Genomic DNA, 18592 nt, shown 5'->3' on the forward strand with positions numbered 1-18592 from the left:
CTGGTTATTTTTGGGGTCACTTCTCTACCCGGCCGAGCACGATGGCATCGGCCGCATTCCATGAAAGCGGTATGGCGTCTCCGGTCCTGACCGGGTTTTCGAAGAAGGCGGCATCGCTGAGGATGACGTTGAAATCCTCGATGCCCGCGCCGGTTACGGCGATCTTCACGCTTGCGCCGCGATATTCGACATTCGAGACGATGCCGGTGAAACCGAGGCCCGGCTGGTCTGCTTCACCGACGCGCACCCGGTCGGTGCGTACGGCGATATCGACCGCGCCGTCATCCGGGGCGACGCCGCTTGCCGTGAAAATGCCGCCGCCCGCCACTTCGAGCGTGACGAAATCGTCCGTTTTTTCCCGGTAACGCCCGGAAATGACATTGTGGTCGCCCATGAAGCGGGCAACGAAGGCGGTGGCCGGGCGCTCGAACACCTCACGCGGGGTGGCCGCCTGTTCGATGCGGCCGTCATTCATGACGACGATGATATCGGCCAGCGCCATGGCCTCTTCCTGGCTGTGGGTAACGTGGACGAAGGTGATGCCGAGCGAGGTCTGCAGCTTCTTCAATTCTGCGCGCATGCGGATCTTGAGGAACGGGTCGAGCGCCGAAAGCGGCTCGTCCAGCAGCAGCGCCTCGGGATCGGTAATCAGCGCACGCGCCAGCGCCACGCGCTGCTGCTGGCCGCCGGAAAGCTGGGCCGGACGGCGGCTGGCATAGGGTTCGAGCTGCATCAGCCGCAACATTTCGAGCGCCTTCGCCCGGCGGGTTTCCTTGTCCACGCCCTTCATCTTGAGGCTGAAAGCGACATTGTCGATGAGATCGAGGTGAGGAAACAGCGCGTAGGACTGGAACATCATCGCCGTGCCGCGCCGGGCGGGCGGCAGATCGGTGACGACTGTATTGCCTAGCCGAACATCGCCGCTGGAGATGCTTTCGTGGCCGGCAATCATCCGCAATGTCGAGGTCTTGCCGCAGCCCGACGGGCCGAGCAGGCAGCAATAACTCCCGGCCGGAATCTTCAGGCTTATCGCATGCACGGCGGTGGTGTTGCCGTAAATCTTGGATACGGACGCGATGTCGATTGCTGCGGCTTTGCTCATAAACACTCTCCTGCGACGTCTTTGTCATGCAGGAGGCGTGCCAATCTGCTTAGCCATTGATGTAAAATGATATTTTTATGCGCTCCGGAAACCCGTGCGCGGACGTGCCCAATTTTACAGCGATTGTTTTCGATTCATTGTAGAAATTGTATGCAATCTGCGAACCCGGAATGCCCCGCGCTTCAACCGGCCTTGAACCGGTCGAAAGCGGTGAGATATTTGACCGTGGGATCGGCGTCCCAGCGGTAGATTTCGGTCCGCAGGAAATGCAGTTCCTCTTCGAGCTTTTCCTCCGGCAGCTCCACCCACCAGGATTTCGGCCGGCCATCGGAGCCGTCCGACCAGCGATAGCCCCTCTTTTTCAGATGATCCTTCATGTCGAAGGGGCTGTTTTCCGCATAGAGGCGCACCCTTGAGCGCAGGCTCGCCTCATGGAGTTCGGCAAAGGGCGTGCTGCTCTGGCCGGGGCGCGTCTGCTCCAGCACTTCCAGCAGGGCGAAACAATCGTCCACCGCGCGATGGCCATCGTGGAAATAGCCGGATTGGCCGATCAGATAACCGAGCTTGTTGCCCTCGAAACCACGCGCGCGCCAGTCTATTTCCGAAACGGAACAGGCCCACGCCTTATCGCGGAAGATCGGCGAGAAGGCCTCGCAAAAGGGGCGGTCGAAACCGGCATTGTGGGCGATGATCAGATCGGCATGGGCAATGAGGGAGGTCAGCCGGTCCATGTCTATCGCCTGCCCCGCGACCATCTCGTCGGTAATACCGGTCAGGCGGGTGATCTCTTCGGGAATGGCGATACCCGGCTGCCGCAACCCGCCATAGATGCCGGTGACATCGCCGATTGTGCCGTTATCATCGAATGTGAAGGTGATGACGCCGATTTCGATGATCTCGTTCGTGCGATGGTCGAGGCCCGTCGTTTCCGTATCGAGGATCACACCCTGGCGGGAAAATTCCGGCCTTGGCCGATCAACGACCGCGCGTGGCTGCAGCCGACGCAGGACACGATAATTGCCGGTGGATTCAAGGTGTACGGCAAGGGCCTCATCGTCCGTACCGGTCTTCTGGGTCGTTTCGCGACCGCCCGCTTTTCGCCCTCTTTCAGCCTGCGAAAGCCGCGCTGCCGCGGGTGCGAAAAAATCCAACTGGGAGGTCATTATGTGCCTGTCCGCCGTGCCCGGAAATCAAGATTGAGTATTCCAACATATGCGCACAGGCTCACAGTAACAACAGCGGTCGCTCTCATCCACAGAAACGGCATAACTCACGGGGTACAGTTAAGGGTTGCGGCTTCAATTTACGATGGTAAAAAAAGCGCACCGTTCCCGTGTTTCAGGAGAGAAGAAGAATGCCGCTTCCATCGCCTTCCAACCCGAAAACGCTCGCTGACCAGAGCCGGCTAAAACTGTTTCCGCTGCAGAGCGGGCCGCATTTCGCCAATGCAGGCCTTACCAACGGGGCGAGCGGCATTGTCTTTACCGGCTATACACGCGATGCGAGCCTCGACAACGAAGCCTTCTCCTGCTGCGGCAGTTACACCCTGCGCAATTCCGTCCACGCCGCGATTGCCGGCACGACAAGCGACAATTGCACGGTCTTTGCCCTGAAGAGCATCATCAACCAGCGCCCGTGCCTGGCGGTCGGGAAGTTCGACCCGGATGGCAAGCCGCTGCCATTGTCGAAGTCGGAATTCGAAGAGGTCACCAAACCCCTGTTCCAGTTCGCGGACAAGGTTTCGCCGATCCTGGGCAGCGAACCGGCGCCGGGCATCCAGATCCGCAGCGGCGACGCCTCCTATAATTATCAGGTGGACGCACGCAGCGGCCGCTTCCGCTTCACCTATAAGGACGCCATGAACGGCGGTCGTTTCGGACCTTCGGCCGACGGCAATTTTTCCTTGGAACATGACGGCCATCGCCTCGCCAGAATAAGCGCCGGCGGCAGCTATAGCAGTTCGGACAATGCGATTGCCGCCTCGGCCTATCGCGATATCGAATCCCGCGGCTTCGAAACGACGGTGCGCAGCGGCCAGGCTTCCGCCATGTTCGGAAGAACCTACACGGAAAACGCCATTACCCGCAAAATCGGCGTCGGTTACGGCGACACCTCGTTCCGGCGCGAGGATACGCCGGGAGGAACGATCAAGGAAACCCTTGGGCACAAGCTGGACAAGGTCACGCTTGAAGTCTCCCGCACGCGTGACCGGGCGAAGGGCACCGAATATATGCTGACCATCAAGATGGAGCTTTGAGGCTTCGGCAATCGGAACGGCCGCGATAGCGGTTCCTCAGGAAGCCTGCTTGTCGAGAAGGTTTTCGCAATTGGCCGGATTGCCGATGATCTCGCTTGTCCTGACGATGGAGGCGGCATCCGCGGTTATCTTGATGATGCAGTCGCGGCGATGTTCCTTGATCTTCATGCCCTCGGTTTCCGAGACCTGCGCCTGCCCGTCGACGGTCTTGACTTCGCGCCTGTTGCTGAGGCCGGCATAAATCTCCCTATCGACTTTCAGCCAGTAGGATTCGGTTTCGCCGTTTTCGATGATGACCTTGTTCGGGCGGCCGAGTCGGGCGATTGCGGCCTCGCGCGGTTGCCCCACGAAACCTGCGACAGTGTGGGAAATCTCCGTCTCGCCGGCACTGGTGCACGCTGCAACGACGACCAGCACGGCCGCCAGACATCCTCTTTCAAGCCATCTCATTTCCAGATTATTCCCTACAAAACGTCACCGGCTCCGGTTGTCGGCCAGCACCCGGGGCAAATTTAGGCACGATCATTTTGCACGGAAAGATGGAATGGCCGCAAAGCCGATCAACTTCTTATGATCAGCCTGTCGCGGGGAGACGATTTACCGGTCCGGCGCGCGCCGTTTTTACCTGTTGCGGAACACGGTGCAGGGAACGCCCGCCCGCCGGATATCGCCACAAAGCGCATTGGCTTCGGCTCTGGTTTCCCGGCCGATGCGGGCGGCATAACGCGGCCGCGAACCGAAATTGCCGCCCCGCTGCCGCACGATCAAAGCCCGCTCGACATTCAACGGTTCCGAAAGCTGCAGGATCGCCCGGGTGAAAAGCCGGTTTGCCACGGCCGGATTATAATGCGCCGCAAGCTGCACGCCCCATGGCGCCCAGTCGGCCGATGCAATGAGAACGGGATCGTTCATGGTGCGGGTGTCGGCGAGACGCACGCAGGCATCGAGGAAGGAACGGTTGTCATCCAGCGCCGGAGCCGCCTTTTCCGGCGGATTGTCCTTCCATGTCTCCACCGGATAACCGGTGATCGCGAACACATAATCGCGGGTTTCGGTGGGCAGGCGGCCGTTGGCGATGAAATTCCGCAGGCCCGCCTCCCCCGCATTGTAAGCTGCGGCGGCAAGGCCGAAATTGCCGAACTGCACGTTCAATTCGGAGAGATATCGGGAAGACGCCTCAAGCGCGGCGATGATGTTGAAACTGTCTTCGAGACCGCGCAACCGCGCCGTTCCCGGCATGAACTGGGCAATGCCCTCCGCCCCCTTCGGACTGACCGCATTCGGCCGAAACAGGCTTTCCCGCCAGATCAGCCGGGCGAAATAATCCGGCGGAACGGCATGGCGGGCGGCGAGCACCTCGATGGCATGGCAAAGATCGTTATTGTAACTGCCGGCATTGATGCACAGGTCCGGCGCGACATCGTGGGTATAAGCGCAGGCGGTTTTCTCCCCGGCGGGCTCTGCGGCTTGCGCCGCGCCGAAGGTTGCGGTCAGCAGACACAGGGCAAGAGCCATGCGGCTTGTCGATATCCCTGCCAAGCGAAAATCCCCGAAAACTCCAGACGCGATGTGACGATTATCGGCCAATCCGGAAGATATGCCCAGCTTTCCGGCTTGTCATCACGTATCGAACATCGAATGGATGGCGTTATCGGACGGGGCGAGGATGGCGGGCAGCCCCTTTCAAGTCAGTAATGGAGGGTCAACATTCTCTCGGCGTCATCCTCGGCCCTGTGTCGAGGATCTAATCACGTCGAATAAAATCAATATGTTGCAGATCCTCGGGACAAGCCGAGGATGACGTTGGCGTGATTGGCTCGGCTTGCTGAGCCCTCACTCTAAAAGTCCTGCCACTCCTCGTGCTTGACGGCGACAGCGGCGGAACCGCGCGCCGCAAGCGGGCGGGATGCGCTGCGATGCGAGCTCACCGGCGCGGATTGTTGCTCGAAGCCGCTGCGCGCAGAGGCGGAGGAGCGCGGGGCGTCCTCGAACCGGAATTGCCCCAGAAGTTCGAACAGGGCCGCCGCTTCCCGCGCAAGGCTGTGGCTTGCGGCGGTCTGTTCCTCCACCATGGCGGCGTTCTGCTGGGTGCCCTGATCGACGGTGTTGACCGCCTGATTGATTTCCGCGAGCGCCGTGGACTGTTCGCGCGCCGCATCGACAATCGCAACGACATTGGTGTTGATATCCCGCACCTGTTCGGCGATTTCCTGCAGGGCCGAACCCGCCCTGGTGACGAGGCCAACGCCGTTTTCCACCTGCGCGCCGGAGGCATTGATCAGGCTCTTGATTTCCTTGGCGGCCGTTGCGGAACGCTGCGCGAGTTCGCGAACTTCCTGCGCAACCACGGCAAAACCCTTGCCCGCTTCACCCGCGCGGGCGGCTTCCACGCCTGCATTCAATGCCAGAAGATTGGTCTGGAAGGCAATTTCGTCGATCACGCCGATAATGTTGGAAATCTCGCGCGATGATTTTTCGATCTGGTCCATGGCGCCGATCGCATCGCGCACCACCTGGCCAGAATGTTCCGCATGGTCACGGGCACGGGCGACGATCTTGCCGGCCTCTTCGGCGCGGCGGCTTGAATCGTTGACGGCTGTGGTGATTTCTTCGAGCGCGGCTGCCGTTTCCTCGATGGAGGCGGCCTGCTGCTCCGTGCGTCTGGCGAGATCGTCGGCAGCGGACCTGATCTCGTTGGAACCGGATGAAATGGCGCCGGCATTTTCAGACACCAGCGTCATGGCCCTTTTCAGCTTTTCCGAAGCCGCGTTGAAATCCGTGCGCAATCTTTCAAGCGAGGGGATGAAGGGTTTGTCGATGCTCTGGGCAAGATCGCCCTCGGCCAGATCGGTGAGGCACTGCGCCAGCTTTTCGACGTTTTCGACGCGGCCGGTCACGTCGGTCGCGAATTTGACGACCTTGAACACCTTGCCGTTGAGATCGAAGATCGGGTTATAGGACGCCTGAATGAAGACCTTGCGGCCGCCCTTGCCAAGCCGCATGAACTCGTCCGCCACGAGGTCGCCGCCGGCCAGCCTTTCCCAGAACTGCTTATATTGCGGCGACTGCGTATAGCCCGGTTCGCAGAACATGGAATGATGCCTGCCCTGCACTTCCGCCAGCGAATAGCCGAGCGCCGCCAGAAAATTCTCGTTTGCCGTCAAAACCTCGCCGTTCGGAGAGAATTCGATGATGGCCTGCGCCCGCGAGAGCGCATCGATCTTGCCCGCATCTTCCGCCGCCTTCAGCTTGCGGTCGGTAATATCGGTGGCGATCTTGACCACCTTCACCGGCTTGCCGCGACGAAACACCGGATTGTAGGACGCCTCGATCCAGACTTCCCGGCCGCCCTTGCCGATACGCTTATATTGCCGCTGATCGAACTGGCCGGCCGAAAGCTTGGACCAGAAGGCCTTGTAATCCTGCGAGGACACGACCGCAGGTTCCACGAACATGCTGTGGTGCCTGCCGACGATTTCCGAAAGCTCATAACCGAGCGCCCGGCAGAAATTCTCATTGGCGGTGAGAATCTTGCCCGAAAGGTCGAATTCAATGATGGCCTGGGATTTGGAAAGCGCGGCGAGAACCGCGAAAGCATTGGCACCACGATCAAGAATACTCACGCGCGTTTCTCCGGTGAAAAGGGATGATTTCTATTCAAAATCATTCGTGAATATTATGATTACATTATTAAATAATATTTAAGGATAAAGTTGATGTTCGTCATCTGAAGTTGCAGATAGCGTGGCAATGTGTTGCCTGCCGGTGTTCCCTCGCTGCCGCTTTTTTGGGAACGTTCGGCGCATGGTCGCATTCTATACCGAATGGGGAACCGGCAATGGCCGGCGAATTTCCGCGTCGCCACGACGACGATTTCAATTTGGGAGGAACACACAGATGAAAAAGAACACGATCTGTATCTGGTACGACAAGGATGCCGAGGCTGCGGCCAGATTTTATGCCGAAACCTTTCCGGATAGCGCGGTAACCGGCGTTCACCATGCGCCGAGCGACTATCCCTCCGGCAAGAAGGGAGACGTGCTGACGGTGCAGTTCACCGTGGCAGGCGTTTCCTGCATCGGCCTCAATGGCGGGCCGGTCTTCAAGCAGAGCGAGGCTTTCTCGTTCCAGATATCGACCGAAGACCAGGAAGAAACCGACCGTTACTGGAACGCCATCGTCGGCAATGGCGGCGAAGAAAGCGCCTGCGGCTGGTGTAAGGACAAATGGGGCGTCTCCTGGCAGATCACGCCGCGCGTGCTGATGGACGCCATGGCCGCCGGCGGCGCGGAGGCCAAACGCGCCTTCGACGCGATGATGGACATGAAGAAAATCGACGTCGCCGCCATCGAGAATGCACGTCTCGGTTGACTGGCGAAAGCTGTTCACCAGCAAGTAGCGACGCAAGCCGGGAACAGGAAGCACCTGATAAACAAGATTAAATTCCGATTTTCCGCATTTGTCGCACTTTTTTCGCCGCGCAGAATGGGCTGCGCGGCCAGTCATCATAAAACGTTCAACAAACTGTAAGCCATCCGTCAAAGACGGCTGTTAGCAGAGCCCGTGGCTACGTGCCGGGGACATGAGGTCCTTGCCGAGCAGGCCATCATTCCATCAACGGGGCTCAACTCATGAAATCTTCCGCTTTGACTTCCTTCGTGGCCGGCGTCGCCATCGCCGCCGCCTTCGGCGCCACGGCTGCCCAGGCAGAAAAGACCAAGTTCGAATTCTGGTACGGCCTTTCCGGCGATCTCGGCGACCGCGTTCAGGAAACCTGCAAGAAGTTCAACGACTCCCAGGCCGAATTCGAGATCGTCTGCACCTCGCAGAACGATTACGAATCCACCCTGCAGAATACCATTGCCGCCTATCGCGCCAAGAAGCAGCCCGCCATCACCCAGATTTATGACGCCGGCACGCTGGACATGATGCTGTCCAAGGCTTTCGTTCCCGCCAAGAAGCTGATGGCCGACAATGGCTACAAGATCGACTGGAACAATTATTTCCCCGGCATCGCCAATTATTACGCCACGGCTTCGGGCGAGCTGAACTCCTTCCCCTATAATTCTTCGACCGCGATGTTCTATTACAATGTCGACGCTTTCGAAAAAGCCGGCATTACCTTCAAACCCGACACCTGGGAACAGGTCGAAGAAGCTTCGAAGAAGCTGAAAGCCGCCGGCTTCGAATGCCCGCTCGCCTTCAACTTCGACACCTGGATGCTGATGGAGCAGTTCTCCGCCATCCACAACCAGCCGATCGCCACCAAGGCCAACGGTTATCAGGGTCTCGACGCGGAACTTGCGATCAACAAGACCAAGTTCGTCGACCAGGTGAAATTCTTCAAGAAGATGCAGGACGAGAAGCTGTTCGTCGTCAAGACCAAGCAGCTCGGCATGGACATCCTGCCTGCCTTCACCTCGCAGACCTGCCAGATGTTCATGACCTCCATCGCCAACCACGGCACCGTCGGCAAGTCCATGCCGGAAGGCGTGAAGTGGGACGTCGCCATGCTGCCGATCTGGAAGGGCACCGAGCGTCACAACTCGCTGGTGGGCGGCGCTTCGCTGTGGGTTCTCGCCGGCCGTCCGGAAGCCGAATACAAGGGCGCTGCCGCATTCCTGAACTTCATCGCCCAGCCTGATATGGTTGAGTGGTGGTCGACGGTCACCGGTTACATCCCGGTCACCAAGACCGGCTTCGACGCCATGAAGGCCAACGGTTTTTACGACAAGGCTCCCTATAAGGGCCGCGAAAAGGCCATCGAAAGCCTGACCTTTACGCCGCCTTCCGAATATACCCGCGGTATCCGCCTCGGCGGTTTCACGCAGATCCGCAAGGAAGTCGCCACCTCGCTCGAAGCCATCTTCATGCAGAACGCCGATATTCAGGCCGAACTCGACAAGGCCGTCGAGCGCGCCAACACCGGCCTGCGCCGCTTCGAAAAGACCTATGAAGGCGCCAAGCTGAACTAAGCGTTCTTTCCTCGCCGTCAAAGGCCTGTCCGGACAGTCGTTCGGGCAGGCCCGCCGAAATCTCGAACTCTGCCGGACTCCAATGGAAAAGCGTACCGTCTTCAAAAGCACATGGCTGCCTGTGCTCTTCGCCCTGCCGCAGTTTCTGCTTATTCTTCTGTTCTTCTATTGGCCGGTCGCGGCGGTGCTGAACTGGGCATTCACCCTGGAGCCGCCCTTCGGCGGCCAGGCGGAATTCGTCGGTTTGGCCAATTTCATCGAAACCTTCGGCGATCCGCTTTATTGGCAGTCGATCCTCACCAGCCTGATCTTTGCGATCGCCGGGCCGTTTTTCGCGATCCTCATCGGCCTTGTGCTTGCCCTTGCGGTCGATCGCCAGCTTCCCGGTTCCGGCTTTTTCCGGGTGCTTTATATCCTGCCCTATGCGATTGCCGGTCCCGCCGCCGGCATGGCCTTCCGCTTCATCCTGTCGCCGGAACGCGGCATCGCCGCATCGCTGAATTCCTGGTGGCCCGATATCTGGAACCCGGCCAAATATGGCGAGCACGCGCTCATCCTCGTCATCGTCATCTTCATCTGGAAATGGGCGGGCTACACCTTCATCTTCCTGTTCGCCGGCCTGCAATCCGTGCCGCGTTCGCTGACCGAGGCCGCCGCCATGGACGGTTCCGGGCCCATTCGCCGTGCCATCGACATTCAGGTGCCGCTGCTTGCACCCACCCTGTTCTTCCTCACCGTCATCATGATGACCGAGGGTTTCGTCGGCGCCGATACGTTCGGCATCGTCGCCTCCACCACCGAGGGCGGCCCCAACCACGCCACCGAAGTGATGGTCTACCGCATCGTCAGCGAGGCCTTCGAGGGGCTGAATTATTCCGGCGCCTCGGCGCAGAGCCTCGTCCTCATCGGCCTCATCATGGTGTTCACCTTCATCCAGTTCCGCTTCGTCGAGCGGCAAGTCCATTACAAGTGAGGCGGCGATGATCCAGCGCACACCCTATGCCGACGCCCTGACCTATGCGATCATGGTGGCCGGCTTCGTCCTGCTCATCGGCCCTTTCATTGTCGTCATTTCCGGCGCCAGCCAGACGGTCCAGCAGGTCAACAGCGTCCCCTTCAGCTTCATGCCGCAGGGCGAATTCTTCACCAATGCGCAGGCGGCCTGGCAACGCGCCAATCTTGGCAACGCCCTCCTCAACAGTATCATCATGGCGACGCTGGTGACCGTCGGCAAGGTGGCCCTCTCGGCTTTCACCGCCTTCGCCATCGTGTTCTTCCGCTCGCCGCTCAGACACCTGTTCTTCTGGACGGTGTTCATCACCCTGATGCTGCCGCTCGAAGTGCGCGTGGTGCCGACCTATTCGGTCGCAGCCGATCTTTTCCAGCCGTTCCGCTCCATCCTCGGCCTGTTCGGCATCGAGGTCACGCTGGAATGGAACCTGCTGAACTCCTATGCCGGCCTCACCCTGCCGCTGATCGCCACCGCCACCGGCACCTTTCTCTACCGGCAGTTCTTCATGACGATCCCGGACGAGCTGGCGGAGGCCGCGCGCATGGACGGTTCGGGCGCGGCGCGTTTCTTCGTGGACATGCTGCTGCCGCTGTCACGCACCAACATGCTGGCGCTCACCACCATCATGTTCGTTTACGCCTGGAACCAGTATCTGTGGCCGTTGCTGATGATCACCGACCCTTCCTACAAGACGGTGATGATGTCGCTGCGCGCGCTTTTGCCCGCCGATGACGGCACGCCGGACTGGAACGTCACGCTGGCCGGTTCCCTCATCATCATCCTGCCGCCGCTTCTCGTCGTCGCCTTCCTGCAACGCTGGTTCGTCCGCGGCCTCGTCTCGTCCGACAAGTAACAGCGCGGCTTTCAACAACAAGGTTTTCCCATCATGGCTCAGATCGATATCCGTCAGGTCCGCAAATCCTATGGCAAGACGCCCACCCTGCACGGCGTGGACCTCACTTTCGACTCCGGCGAATTCGTCGTCATCCTCGGCCCGTCGGGCTGCGGCAAATCCACGCTTCTGCGCATGATCGCCGGTCTGGAGGACATCACGTCGGGCGAGATCGCCATTGGCGGGCGGGTGGTCAACACGCTGGAACCGCGCGAGCGCGGCTGCGCCATGGTGTTCCAGAACTACGCGCTTTACCCGCATATGTCGGTGGCCGGCAATATCGGCTATGCGCTGAAGGTGGCGGGCGTTCCCAAGGCCGAACGCCAGCGCCGCATCGAGGAAACCGCAAAGATCGTCGGCCTTTCCGATTATCTGGAGCGCAAGCCCGCGGCCCTTTCCGGCGGCCAGCGCCAGCGCGTCGCCATGGCCCGCGCCATCATTCGCGAACCTGCGGTGTTTCTGTTCGACGAGCCGCTCTCCAACCTCGACGCCAAGCTGCGCGTGACCATGCGCGCCGAAATCCGCAAGCTGCACCAGCGCCTCTCCGCCACCTCCATCTTCGTCACCCACGATCAGGTGGAGGCCATGACGCTGGCCGACCGGCTGGTGGTTATGAACAGGGGCAATGTCGAGCAGGTCGGGCATCCGCTGGATATTTATCATCGTCCGGCCAGCACCTTCGTGGCCTCCTTCATCGGCTCGCCCGCCATGAACCTGTTCACGACAAGGGTGGAGGTAGAGTCACCTGCCGTTATGCTCGCCGGAACCCCGGTGAAACTCTTCCCCGAAACCGCGTTGGAACTGCGCGGCCGCGATGTGACGGTCGGCATCCGCCCGGAACAGTGCGTGGTCAGCACGGATGACGCCGGCGTGCCTGCAGTCGTGGATTTCGTCGAGGAACTCGGATCGGGCCGCATCGTGCATGCCGATATCGCCGGCGAGACCTTCTCGGCCGCCATCGGTGAGGACCTCTCGGTAAAACCCGGCCAGCGCATCCACCTCGATCTCCCCGCCGCCCACCTTCATTTCTTCGATCCGGCAACGGGAAAACGGATCGAAACCGAGGGGGCCGTCGAAACCACCCGCATGGGCAACGAGAAACTGCTGGCGGTTTAGGCCCGCGTAATATGCCTCCGGTGCGGTTTCGGATATAGTCCACCCGCACCGGCTCCGGAACCGATGATGTCGGATGACTGATCAAGTCGGATAAATCACATCAGAAAACCTATTTAATATATTGAATATTATATATTTTCTTATGGAAATTTGACAGCGAAAGCATCCGCCATCAACTGTCTTGCCGCGGCCACTCCGCCGTTGCACTTCAAAGATGACCGAGCGGCTACCGCCACGGGATCATCGCCAAATGCAGAATTTCAGCAAAAATCTTTCGGTTCGGAAATCATAATCGGAATAGTCTTTGCCGCGCCAATCCCCCGGCGGGGATATCGTCGCGACGAGCAAAGGCCTGCCTGCGGCTGAAGCCCTCCGCAACGCGCCGCGCAAGCCAAAACATCGACGAAAGTGAAGCCCAATGGCAAATGATCGCAAACTGCATCTCGGCGCCTTCATGCGGCCCGTCAGTCTCCACACGGGCGCATGGCGTTATCCGGGCGCCTTCCCGGATGCGAATTTCAATTTCGCCCATCTGGCGCGCTTCGCGCAACAGCTCGAGGCCGCGAAGTTCGATGCATTCTTCATGGCCGATCATCTGGCGGTGCTGAACATGCCCACGGAGGCGCTGCGCCGCAGCCACACCGTCACCTCCTTCGAGCCCTTCACCCTGCTTTCGGCGCTCGCCGCCGTCACCTCCCGCATCGGGCTAGTCGCCACCGCCTCCACCACATTCGATGAGCCTTATCACGTCGCCCGGCGTTTCGCCTCGCTCGACCACCTCAGCAACGGTCGCGCCGGCTGGAACATCGTCACCACGTCAAATCCCGACGCGGCCCGGAACTTCGGCCGCGAGGAACAGCCGGATCATGCCGAGCGCTATGGTCGCGCACGGGAATTTTACGATGTCGTCACCGGCCTCTGGGATTCCTTTTCCGATGACGCCTTTATCCGGGATGTCGACAGCGGGCTGTTCTTCGATCCCGAAAAGATGCATGTGCTGGACCACAAGGGATCTGAATTTTCCGTGCGCGGACCGCTCAACATCGCGCGCCCGGTGCAGGGTTGGCCTGTCATTGTGCAGGCCGGAGCTTCCGAGCCGGGACGCCAGCTTGCCGCCGAGACGGCAGAGGTGGTTTTTGCCGCAACACCCACGCTTGCGGCGGGCAAGGCTTTTTATAAGGACGTCAAGGACAGGACCGTCGCCGCTGGCCGTTCGCGCGACGGAATTGTCATCCTGCCGGGCGCTTTCGTTCTCGTCGGCGACAGCGTGGAGGAGGCGAAGGCCAAACGCGCCCGACTCGACAGTCTCGTCCATTATGACAGCGCAATCGCCTCGCTTTCGATTGCGCTCGGCCACGATGTTTCCGGCTTCGATCCCGATGGCCCCCTGCCTGATATTCCGGAAACGAACGCCAGCAAATCCAGCCGTGAAAGAGTGATCGAGCTTGCCCGAAGCGAGGGCCTGACGGTGCGCCAGCTTGCCCAGCGGCTGGGCGGTTATGCGGGTCTTGCCTTCGTCGGTACGCCAAAGACCATCGCCGACGAAATGGAACAATGGCTCCATGAGGAGGGTTCGGATGGTTTCAACGTCACCTTCCCTTTCCTGCCCGCCGGCCTCGACGACTTCACGACGCAGGTGGTGCCGGAACTGCAAAGGCGCGGGCTGTTTCGCAAGGACTATGAGGGGCCGACATTGCGCGACCATCTCGGCCTGCAACGACCGGCCAATCGTTTTTTCACCTGAATAAAGCGCCGTCGCGCCGATTGCGCTCCCGGTAGGGAGATTTTCCACGCGGCTCGCAAAGTTTGGCATGAGGTTCCAGAAGGGCGGATTGACCTCAAAAACACCCGCCCATACCCTATAAATACACAAAATACATAAATTAGGTGAATTAATATGAAGGCTGAACATTCCCGCCGCCAGCTCCTCAAATTCGGCATTGCCGGCGCTCTTGCCGCACCGCTTGCCACGGGCAAGGCACTGGCCGAGAGTTCCCCGGAATTCCCTGCCGAGCTGAAGCTGGACTGGGGATTTTACTCCTCCCATACGCTGCTGATAAAGAACAAGGGCTGGCTTGAGGAGGCTTTCAAGGATGTCGGCACGAAGATTACCTGGGTGCAATCCCGCGGCAGCAACAATTCGCTCGAATTCCTGAAGGTCGGCTCGACGGATTTTGCCGGCTCGGCCGCACTTTCCGCCTTTCTCGCCCGCGCCAATGGTGTGCCGCTGAAGGTGATCTATGTGGCGAGCTGGGGCGGTTCGTCCATCATTCAGGTGCGCCCGGATTCGCCCATCAAAACCGTCGCCGATCTCAAGGGCAAGACCATTGCAGTCACCAAGGGCACTGCGCCCTATTTCACCCTCGTGCGCGCGCTTGACCAGAACAAGCTGTCCATCGACGACCTCAAGGTCGTGAACCTGCAGCATCCGGAAGGGTTCAACGCGCTTCAGCAGGGTCAGGTGGATGCCTGGGTCGGCATCGATCCGCACACATCCCAGGCCGAGCTTGCCGGGGACCGGGCGATTTTCGACGAGCGCAGCTGGCGCGACGGCAGCGTCTTCAGCGTCTCCGAGGAGTTTCTGGCCAAATACCCGAAAGCGGTCGACAGACTTCTCGGCGTCTGGGTGCAGACGCAGAAATGGATTCGTGAAAACAAAAACGAATTCATCGATTTCGTCACGCAGGTCACCGGCAACGATCCCAAGATCACCAGGCTGACAATCGAGAAGCGCGACTGGAACAATCCCGTTCCGGGCGAGGAACTGCTGAACTCGATCCGCATCGTCACGCCGCTTCTGGGTGACGACGTCCTGCGCCCCGGCGTCAATGTCGACAATGTCCTCTCCTCCCTGAGCGACCCGGCACCGGCGAAAAAGGCGCTTGGCGCATGAATTCCCATCCGCGCGAATTCCAGCGCGTGAAACAGACTGCGGGACAATTCCCTTCCCGATTCCCGCTTGTGCAAAGGGTGGGGAATTTCCTTGGCCGTTTCGACCTGCGCGGCGCAATCGTGCCCGTCGGGTCGCTGCTGCTGCTTGAGCTTTTCGTCCGCCTCGGCTGGGTCAGCCCCTATGTGCTGCCGCCGCCTTCCGAACTTTACGATACGTTCCTGCGGCTAGCGGAAGGTCCCCTGTGGACGAATGTTGCGGCCAGTACCACGCGCGTCTTCGTCGGCTTCGTCATCGGCTCCCTGCTCGCCATCGTCGTCGGTTCGCTCGTCGGTCTGGTGATTGCCGCCGAACGTTATCTCGAGCCGACGTTTCAGGCGCTGCGGGCGGTCCCGAGCCTTGCATGGGTGCCGCTGCTGATGATCTGGTTCGGCATCGGCGAAACCTCGAAAATCGTACTGATCGCCAAAAGCGCGTTTTTCCCGGTCTATCTCAACCTCTTTTCCGGCATCCGAAATGTCGACCGCAAGCTGGTGGAGGTGGGCGAGATGTATCGCCAGCCGCTGCCCGTGCTGGTGTGGCGGATTTTCATTCCCGCCTCGTTGCCGCATCTCTTCACGGGCCTGCGTTACGGGCTGTCGCTCGCCTGGTTGAGCGTCGTCGCCGCCGAGCTTCTCGCCGCCTCGGAAGGTATCGGCTACATGCTCTCCGACGGGCGGGAGCTTTCCCGGCCCGATCTCGTCATGATCGCCATCATCTGCCTTGCGGTGCTGGGCAAGATTTCCGACAGCCTCTTCAAGATCGTCGAAGACCGCTGCCTGCGCTGGCGCGACACCTATCCGCTTCAGCAGGGAGGGCGCCTGCGATGAGTTTGCTCAACGTCGATGTGCGCGAAAAGGCTTTCGGCGACACGGTGATCCTTCAGGATATTCAGCTCACGCTGGGCGATGGCGAAGCGGCGGTTCTTCTCGGCCCCAGCGGCTGCGGCAAGAGCACATTGCTGCGCATCGCCGCCGGCCTCGACCGGCGTTTTTCAGGCGCGGTCAGGGTTCAGCAGGACGAGGAGCAGGCATCGAACTCACCGCCCATCGCCTTCGTCTTTCAGGAACCCCGCCTGATGCCCTGGCTGACGGTTGCCGAAAACATCGGTTATGCGGCCGGGAGGAAATATGATGTCGGGCGCGTGGAGAAGCTGATCGACGATGTGGGTTTGAGCGGCCATGGCGGGGCGCTGCCGAAAGCCCTTTCGGGCGGCATGGCGCAACGTGTGGCAATCGCAAGGGCGCTCTACACCGAGCCGCGCATTCTGCTCCTCGATGAACCCTTCAGCGCGGTCGATGCTTTTACGCGGATGAAGTTGCAGGACCTGGTGCTGAAGCTCGTCGAACAGCGCGGCATCTCCTTCCTGCTCGTCACCCACGATATCGACGAAGCGCTCTATCTCGGTGACCGGATTTACATGATGGGCGCCCATGACGGCCGTATCCAGCAGCGGATAGAGGTGGACGTACCGCGCCCGCGCGACCGGAGGGCGCCACAGCTCGCAAACCTCAAGAACGAGGTGCTGACCGCCCTGCACAATGCCCACGTCATCTGAGGAACATCTCACCCCTTAACACCCGACGAAATCATGATCGCCTCCGTCACGCGCCGCTGGAAGATGACATAGGCGATGATGACCGGCAGGGCGGCCAGCATGGCGACGGCCATCAGCCGCGCATAGGCGACGCCGAAAGCGTCGTTGACCTGGGTGATGCCGACCGGGATCGTCATCATGTTTTCGGAGGTGACCACGAGGAAGGGCCAGAAGAAGGCGTTCCATACCGTAATGAAGGTCACGATCGCCATAGCGGTCGTGATGCCCCAGTTGAGCGGCAGATAGACCCGGAACAGGATCGTGTATTCGCCGCCGCCATCCAGCACCACCGCTTCGCGCATCTCCTTCGGCACGCTGTCGAAAAACTGCTTGTAGACGATGATGACGATGGGCGTGATCAACTGCGGCAGGATGATGCCCGCCCAGGTGTTGATGAGGTTGAGGTTCTTCATCAGGATGAACTGGGTGACGACCAGCGTTTGCGCCGGCACCATGAAGCTTGCCAGCACGATGCCATAAAGCAGCCGCCTGCCCGGAAAGCGTATCTGCGACAGCGCATAGGCGCAGAGCATGGAAATGAACAGCACCGAGATCGTGACGATGACGGCGACGCCGATGGAGTTCACATACCAGGTCATCAGCCGGGTATTGAATATCGCATTGAAATAAGCGCCGAGGCGAAACTCGTCCGGCAAAAGCGACATGTTGCCGGCAACGTTCTCATCGGCGCGAAGCGAGGTGACGAAGCTCCAGTAGAGCGGAAAAATCCAGACGAGAGCCGCCGAAAAAGTCAGCAGCGTCAGAACCAGGTTCTCGAGTTTTCTCATCGGGCTCATGAATTCCTCCGGATGCGCAGCAGCTGGAACTGGAAAACGGAAACGATGACGATCAGCAGGAAAAGCACCGTCGCCACGGCAGACGCATAACCGCCATTGTTCATCTGAAAGGCCTCGCGATAGACCTTGAGTAGCAGCACGAAGCTGGAATTGAACGGCCCGCCGCCGCTTAAGAGATAGATCTGGTCGAATATCTTCAGCTGCAGGATCAGTTGCAGCGTCAGCACCAGCGCCGTGACCGGCCACAGAAGCGGCCAGGTGACGCGGCGGAAGCGCTGCCAGGTTGTCGCGCCATCCAGAGCCGCCGCCTCATAAAGCTCGGCCGGTATGTTCCGCAATCCGGCGATGAAGAGCAGCACATTGAAGCCGTTCGTCCACCAGATGGTGACGACGGCAACCATCGGCATGACCCAGTAGGGGTTCTTGAAAACGGCGACGGGTTTGCCCGCCAGCAGCGATATGACCGGCTGAAGAATGCCGAACTGCAGATCGAGCATCCACGCCCAGATTTCGGTGACGACCGAAACCGGCAGCACATAGGGCAGGAAAAACAGGCTCATGGCAATCGTCTGCTTCACGCCCGAGAGGCGGCTGATGGCGAGAGCGATCATCAGGGCGATGACGGTTGTCGGTATGACGGTCAGAAGCACGAAATAGCCGTTGTTCTTGAGCGAGGTGACGAACAGGCGGTCGCCCAGCAGTTTCGCGTAATTCTCCAGGCCGACCCAGTTTCCCTCACCGATCAGCGGCGCATCGGTAAAGCTGATGCGCACCATCTCTATCAGCGGATAAAGAAAGAAGGTGGTGAAGACCAGAACGAACGGCGTCACCATCGACAGCGCGATCAGCGATTTCTTGCGCCGGTTTTCAATCATAGCCATGGAATGTCTCCGGGAGCTTGCGCATTGCAGCCTG

General features: G+C 60.0%; 17 protein-coding genes. 10 read left to right on the plus strand and 7 right to left on the minus strand.

Annotated elements, in window-relative coordinates; all coding sequences use genetic code 11:
• Nucleotides 1–16 precede the first annotated feature (16 nt).
• Both ACQZ5K_RS03730 and ACQZ5K_RS03735 read right to left on the minus strand, forming a co-directional pair.
• Nucleotides 17–1102 carry an ABC transporter ATP-binding protein gene (locus tag ACQZ5K_RS03730; RefSeq protein ID WP_137004527.1) on the minus strand — a complete coding sequence of 362 codons (1086 nt, stop codon included), beginning with the start codon at nt 1100–1102 and terminating at the stop codon, nt 17–19.
• A 182-nt stretch (nt 1103–1284) separates the two neighbouring features.
• A complete protein-coding gene (locus ACQZ5K_RS03735; RefSeq protein ID WP_137004528.1) occupies nt 1285–2265 on the minus strand; it encodes a 3'-5' exonuclease in 981 nt (326 codons plus the stop codon).
• Between the two features lie 191 nt (nt 2266–2456).
• Between ACQZ5K_RS03735 and ACQZ5K_RS03740 the strand changes: the two genes are divergently transcribed.
• Nucleotides 2457–3359, plus strand: a complete 903-nt coding sequence (locus ACQZ5K_RS03740; protein WP_137004529.1) for a hypothetical protein — start codon at nt 2457–2459, stop codon at nt 3357–3359.
• Between the two features lie 36 nt (nt 3360–3395).
• On the opposite strand, the gene ACQZ5K_RS03745 is transcribed toward ACQZ5K_RS03740, so the two are convergent.
• From ACQZ5K_RS03745 to ACQZ5K_RS03755, 3 genes are all read right to left on the minus strand, one after another.
• Nucleotides 3396–3809: a hypothetical protein gene (locus tag ACQZ5K_RS03745; protein WP_137004530.1), complete on the minus strand. Its 414-nt coding sequence runs from the start codon at nt 3807–3809 to the stop codon at nt 3396–3398.
• Between the two features lie 171 nt (nt 3810–3980).
• Nucleotides 3981–4874, minus strand: coding sequence for a transglycosylase SLT domain-containing protein (locus ACQZ5K_RS03750; protein WP_137005885.1), 894 nt, complete (start codon nt 4872–4874; stop codon nt 3981–3983).
• A gap of 323 nt (nt 4875–5197) precedes the next feature.
• Nucleotides 5198–6982 (minus strand): methyl-accepting chemotaxis protein, encoded by a 1785-nt coding sequence (locus ACQZ5K_RS03755; protein ID WP_137004531.1) that lies wholly within the window; start codon nt 6980–6982, stop codon nt 5198–5200.
• 274 nt (nt 6983–7256) lie between these two features.
• On the opposite strand from ACQZ5K_RS03755, the gene ACQZ5K_RS03760 reads away from it, so the two are divergent.
• The 9 genes from ACQZ5K_RS03760 (at nt 7257) to ACQZ5K_RS03800 (ending at nt 16841) form a co-directional block, all read left to right on the plus strand.
• Nucleotides 7257–7730 carry a VOC family protein gene (locus ACQZ5K_RS03760; protein ID WP_137004532.1) on the plus strand — a complete coding sequence of 158 codons (474 nt, stop codon included), beginning with the start codon at nt 7257–7259 and terminating at the stop codon, nt 7728–7730.
• Nucleotides 7731–7990: 260 nt separating this feature from the next.
• Nucleotides 7991–9334 carry an extracellular solute-binding protein gene (locus ACQZ5K_RS03765; protein WP_080820849.1) on the plus strand — a complete coding sequence of 448 codons (1344 nt, stop codon included), beginning with the start codon at nt 7991–7993 and terminating at the stop codon, nt 9332–9334.
• An 82-nt stretch (nt 9335–9416) separates the two neighbouring features.
• Entirely contained in the window at nt 9417–10307 is an 891-nt protein-coding gene (locus tag ACQZ5K_RS03770) for a carbohydrate ABC transporter permease (RefSeq protein WP_004432873.1), read from the plus strand.
• A 7-nt stretch (nt 10308–10314) separates the two neighbouring features.
• Complete coding sequence (locus ACQZ5K_RS03775; RefSeq protein WP_080857156.1) at nt 10315–11199, plus strand: ABC transporter permease subunit; 885 nt, start codon at nt 10315–10317, stop codon at nt 11197–11199.
• 33 nt (nt 11200–11232) lie between these two features.
• The gene (locus ACQZ5K_RS03780; RefSeq protein ID WP_137004533.1) at nt 11233–12354 is read left to right on the plus strand and encodes a sn-glycerol-3-phosphate import ATP-binding protein UgpC; all 1122 of its coding nucleotides are present in this window, start codon (nt 11233–11235) and stop codon (nt 12352–12354) included.
• A gap of 418 nt (nt 12355–12772) precedes the next feature.
• Nucleotides 12773–14098: an LLM class flavin-dependent oxidoreductase gene (locus tag ACQZ5K_RS03785; RefSeq protein WP_137004534.1), complete on the plus strand. Its 1326-nt coding sequence runs from the start codon at nt 12773–12775 to the stop codon at nt 14096–14098.
• 153 nt (nt 14099–14251) lie between these two features.
• Nucleotides 14252–15247 (plus strand): aliphatic sulfonate ABC transporter substrate-binding protein, encoded by a 996-nt coding sequence (locus ACQZ5K_RS03790; RefSeq protein ID WP_137004535.1) that lies wholly within the window; start codon nt 14252–14254, stop codon nt 15245–15247.
• A complete protein-coding gene (locus tag ACQZ5K_RS03795; RefSeq protein ID WP_137004536.1) occupies nt 15244–16113 on the plus strand; it encodes an ABC transporter permease in 870 nt (289 codons plus the stop codon). The genes ACQZ5K_RS03790 and ACQZ5K_RS03795 overlap by 4 nt, the downstream gene beginning before the upstream one ends.
• Nucleotides 16110–16841 (plus strand): ABC transporter ATP-binding protein, encoded by a 732-nt coding sequence (locus tag ACQZ5K_RS03800; RefSeq protein WP_137004537.1) that lies wholly within the window; start codon nt 16110–16112, stop codon nt 16839–16841. The genes ACQZ5K_RS03795 and ACQZ5K_RS03800 overlap by 4 nt, the downstream gene beginning before the upstream one ends.
• Nucleotides 16842–16849: 8 nt before the next feature.
• On the opposite strand, the gene ACQZ5K_RS03805 is transcribed toward ACQZ5K_RS03800, so the two are convergent.
• Both ACQZ5K_RS03805 and ACQZ5K_RS03810 read right to left on the minus strand, forming a co-directional pair.
• Complete coding sequence (locus ACQZ5K_RS03805; protein WP_003520165.1) at nt 16850–17677, minus strand: carbohydrate ABC transporter permease; 828 nt, start codon at nt 17675–17677, stop codon at nt 16850–16852.
• Nucleotides 17674–18558 (minus strand): carbohydrate ABC transporter permease, encoded by an 885-nt coding sequence (locus tag ACQZ5K_RS03810; protein WP_175422104.1) that lies wholly within the window; start codon nt 18556–18558, stop codon nt 17674–17676. The genes ACQZ5K_RS03805 and ACQZ5K_RS03810 overlap by 4 nt, the downstream gene beginning before the upstream one ends.
• Nucleotides 18559–18592: the final 34 nt, after the last annotated feature.

This window comes from Agrobacterium sp. 22-226-1 (assembly GCF_053522345.1).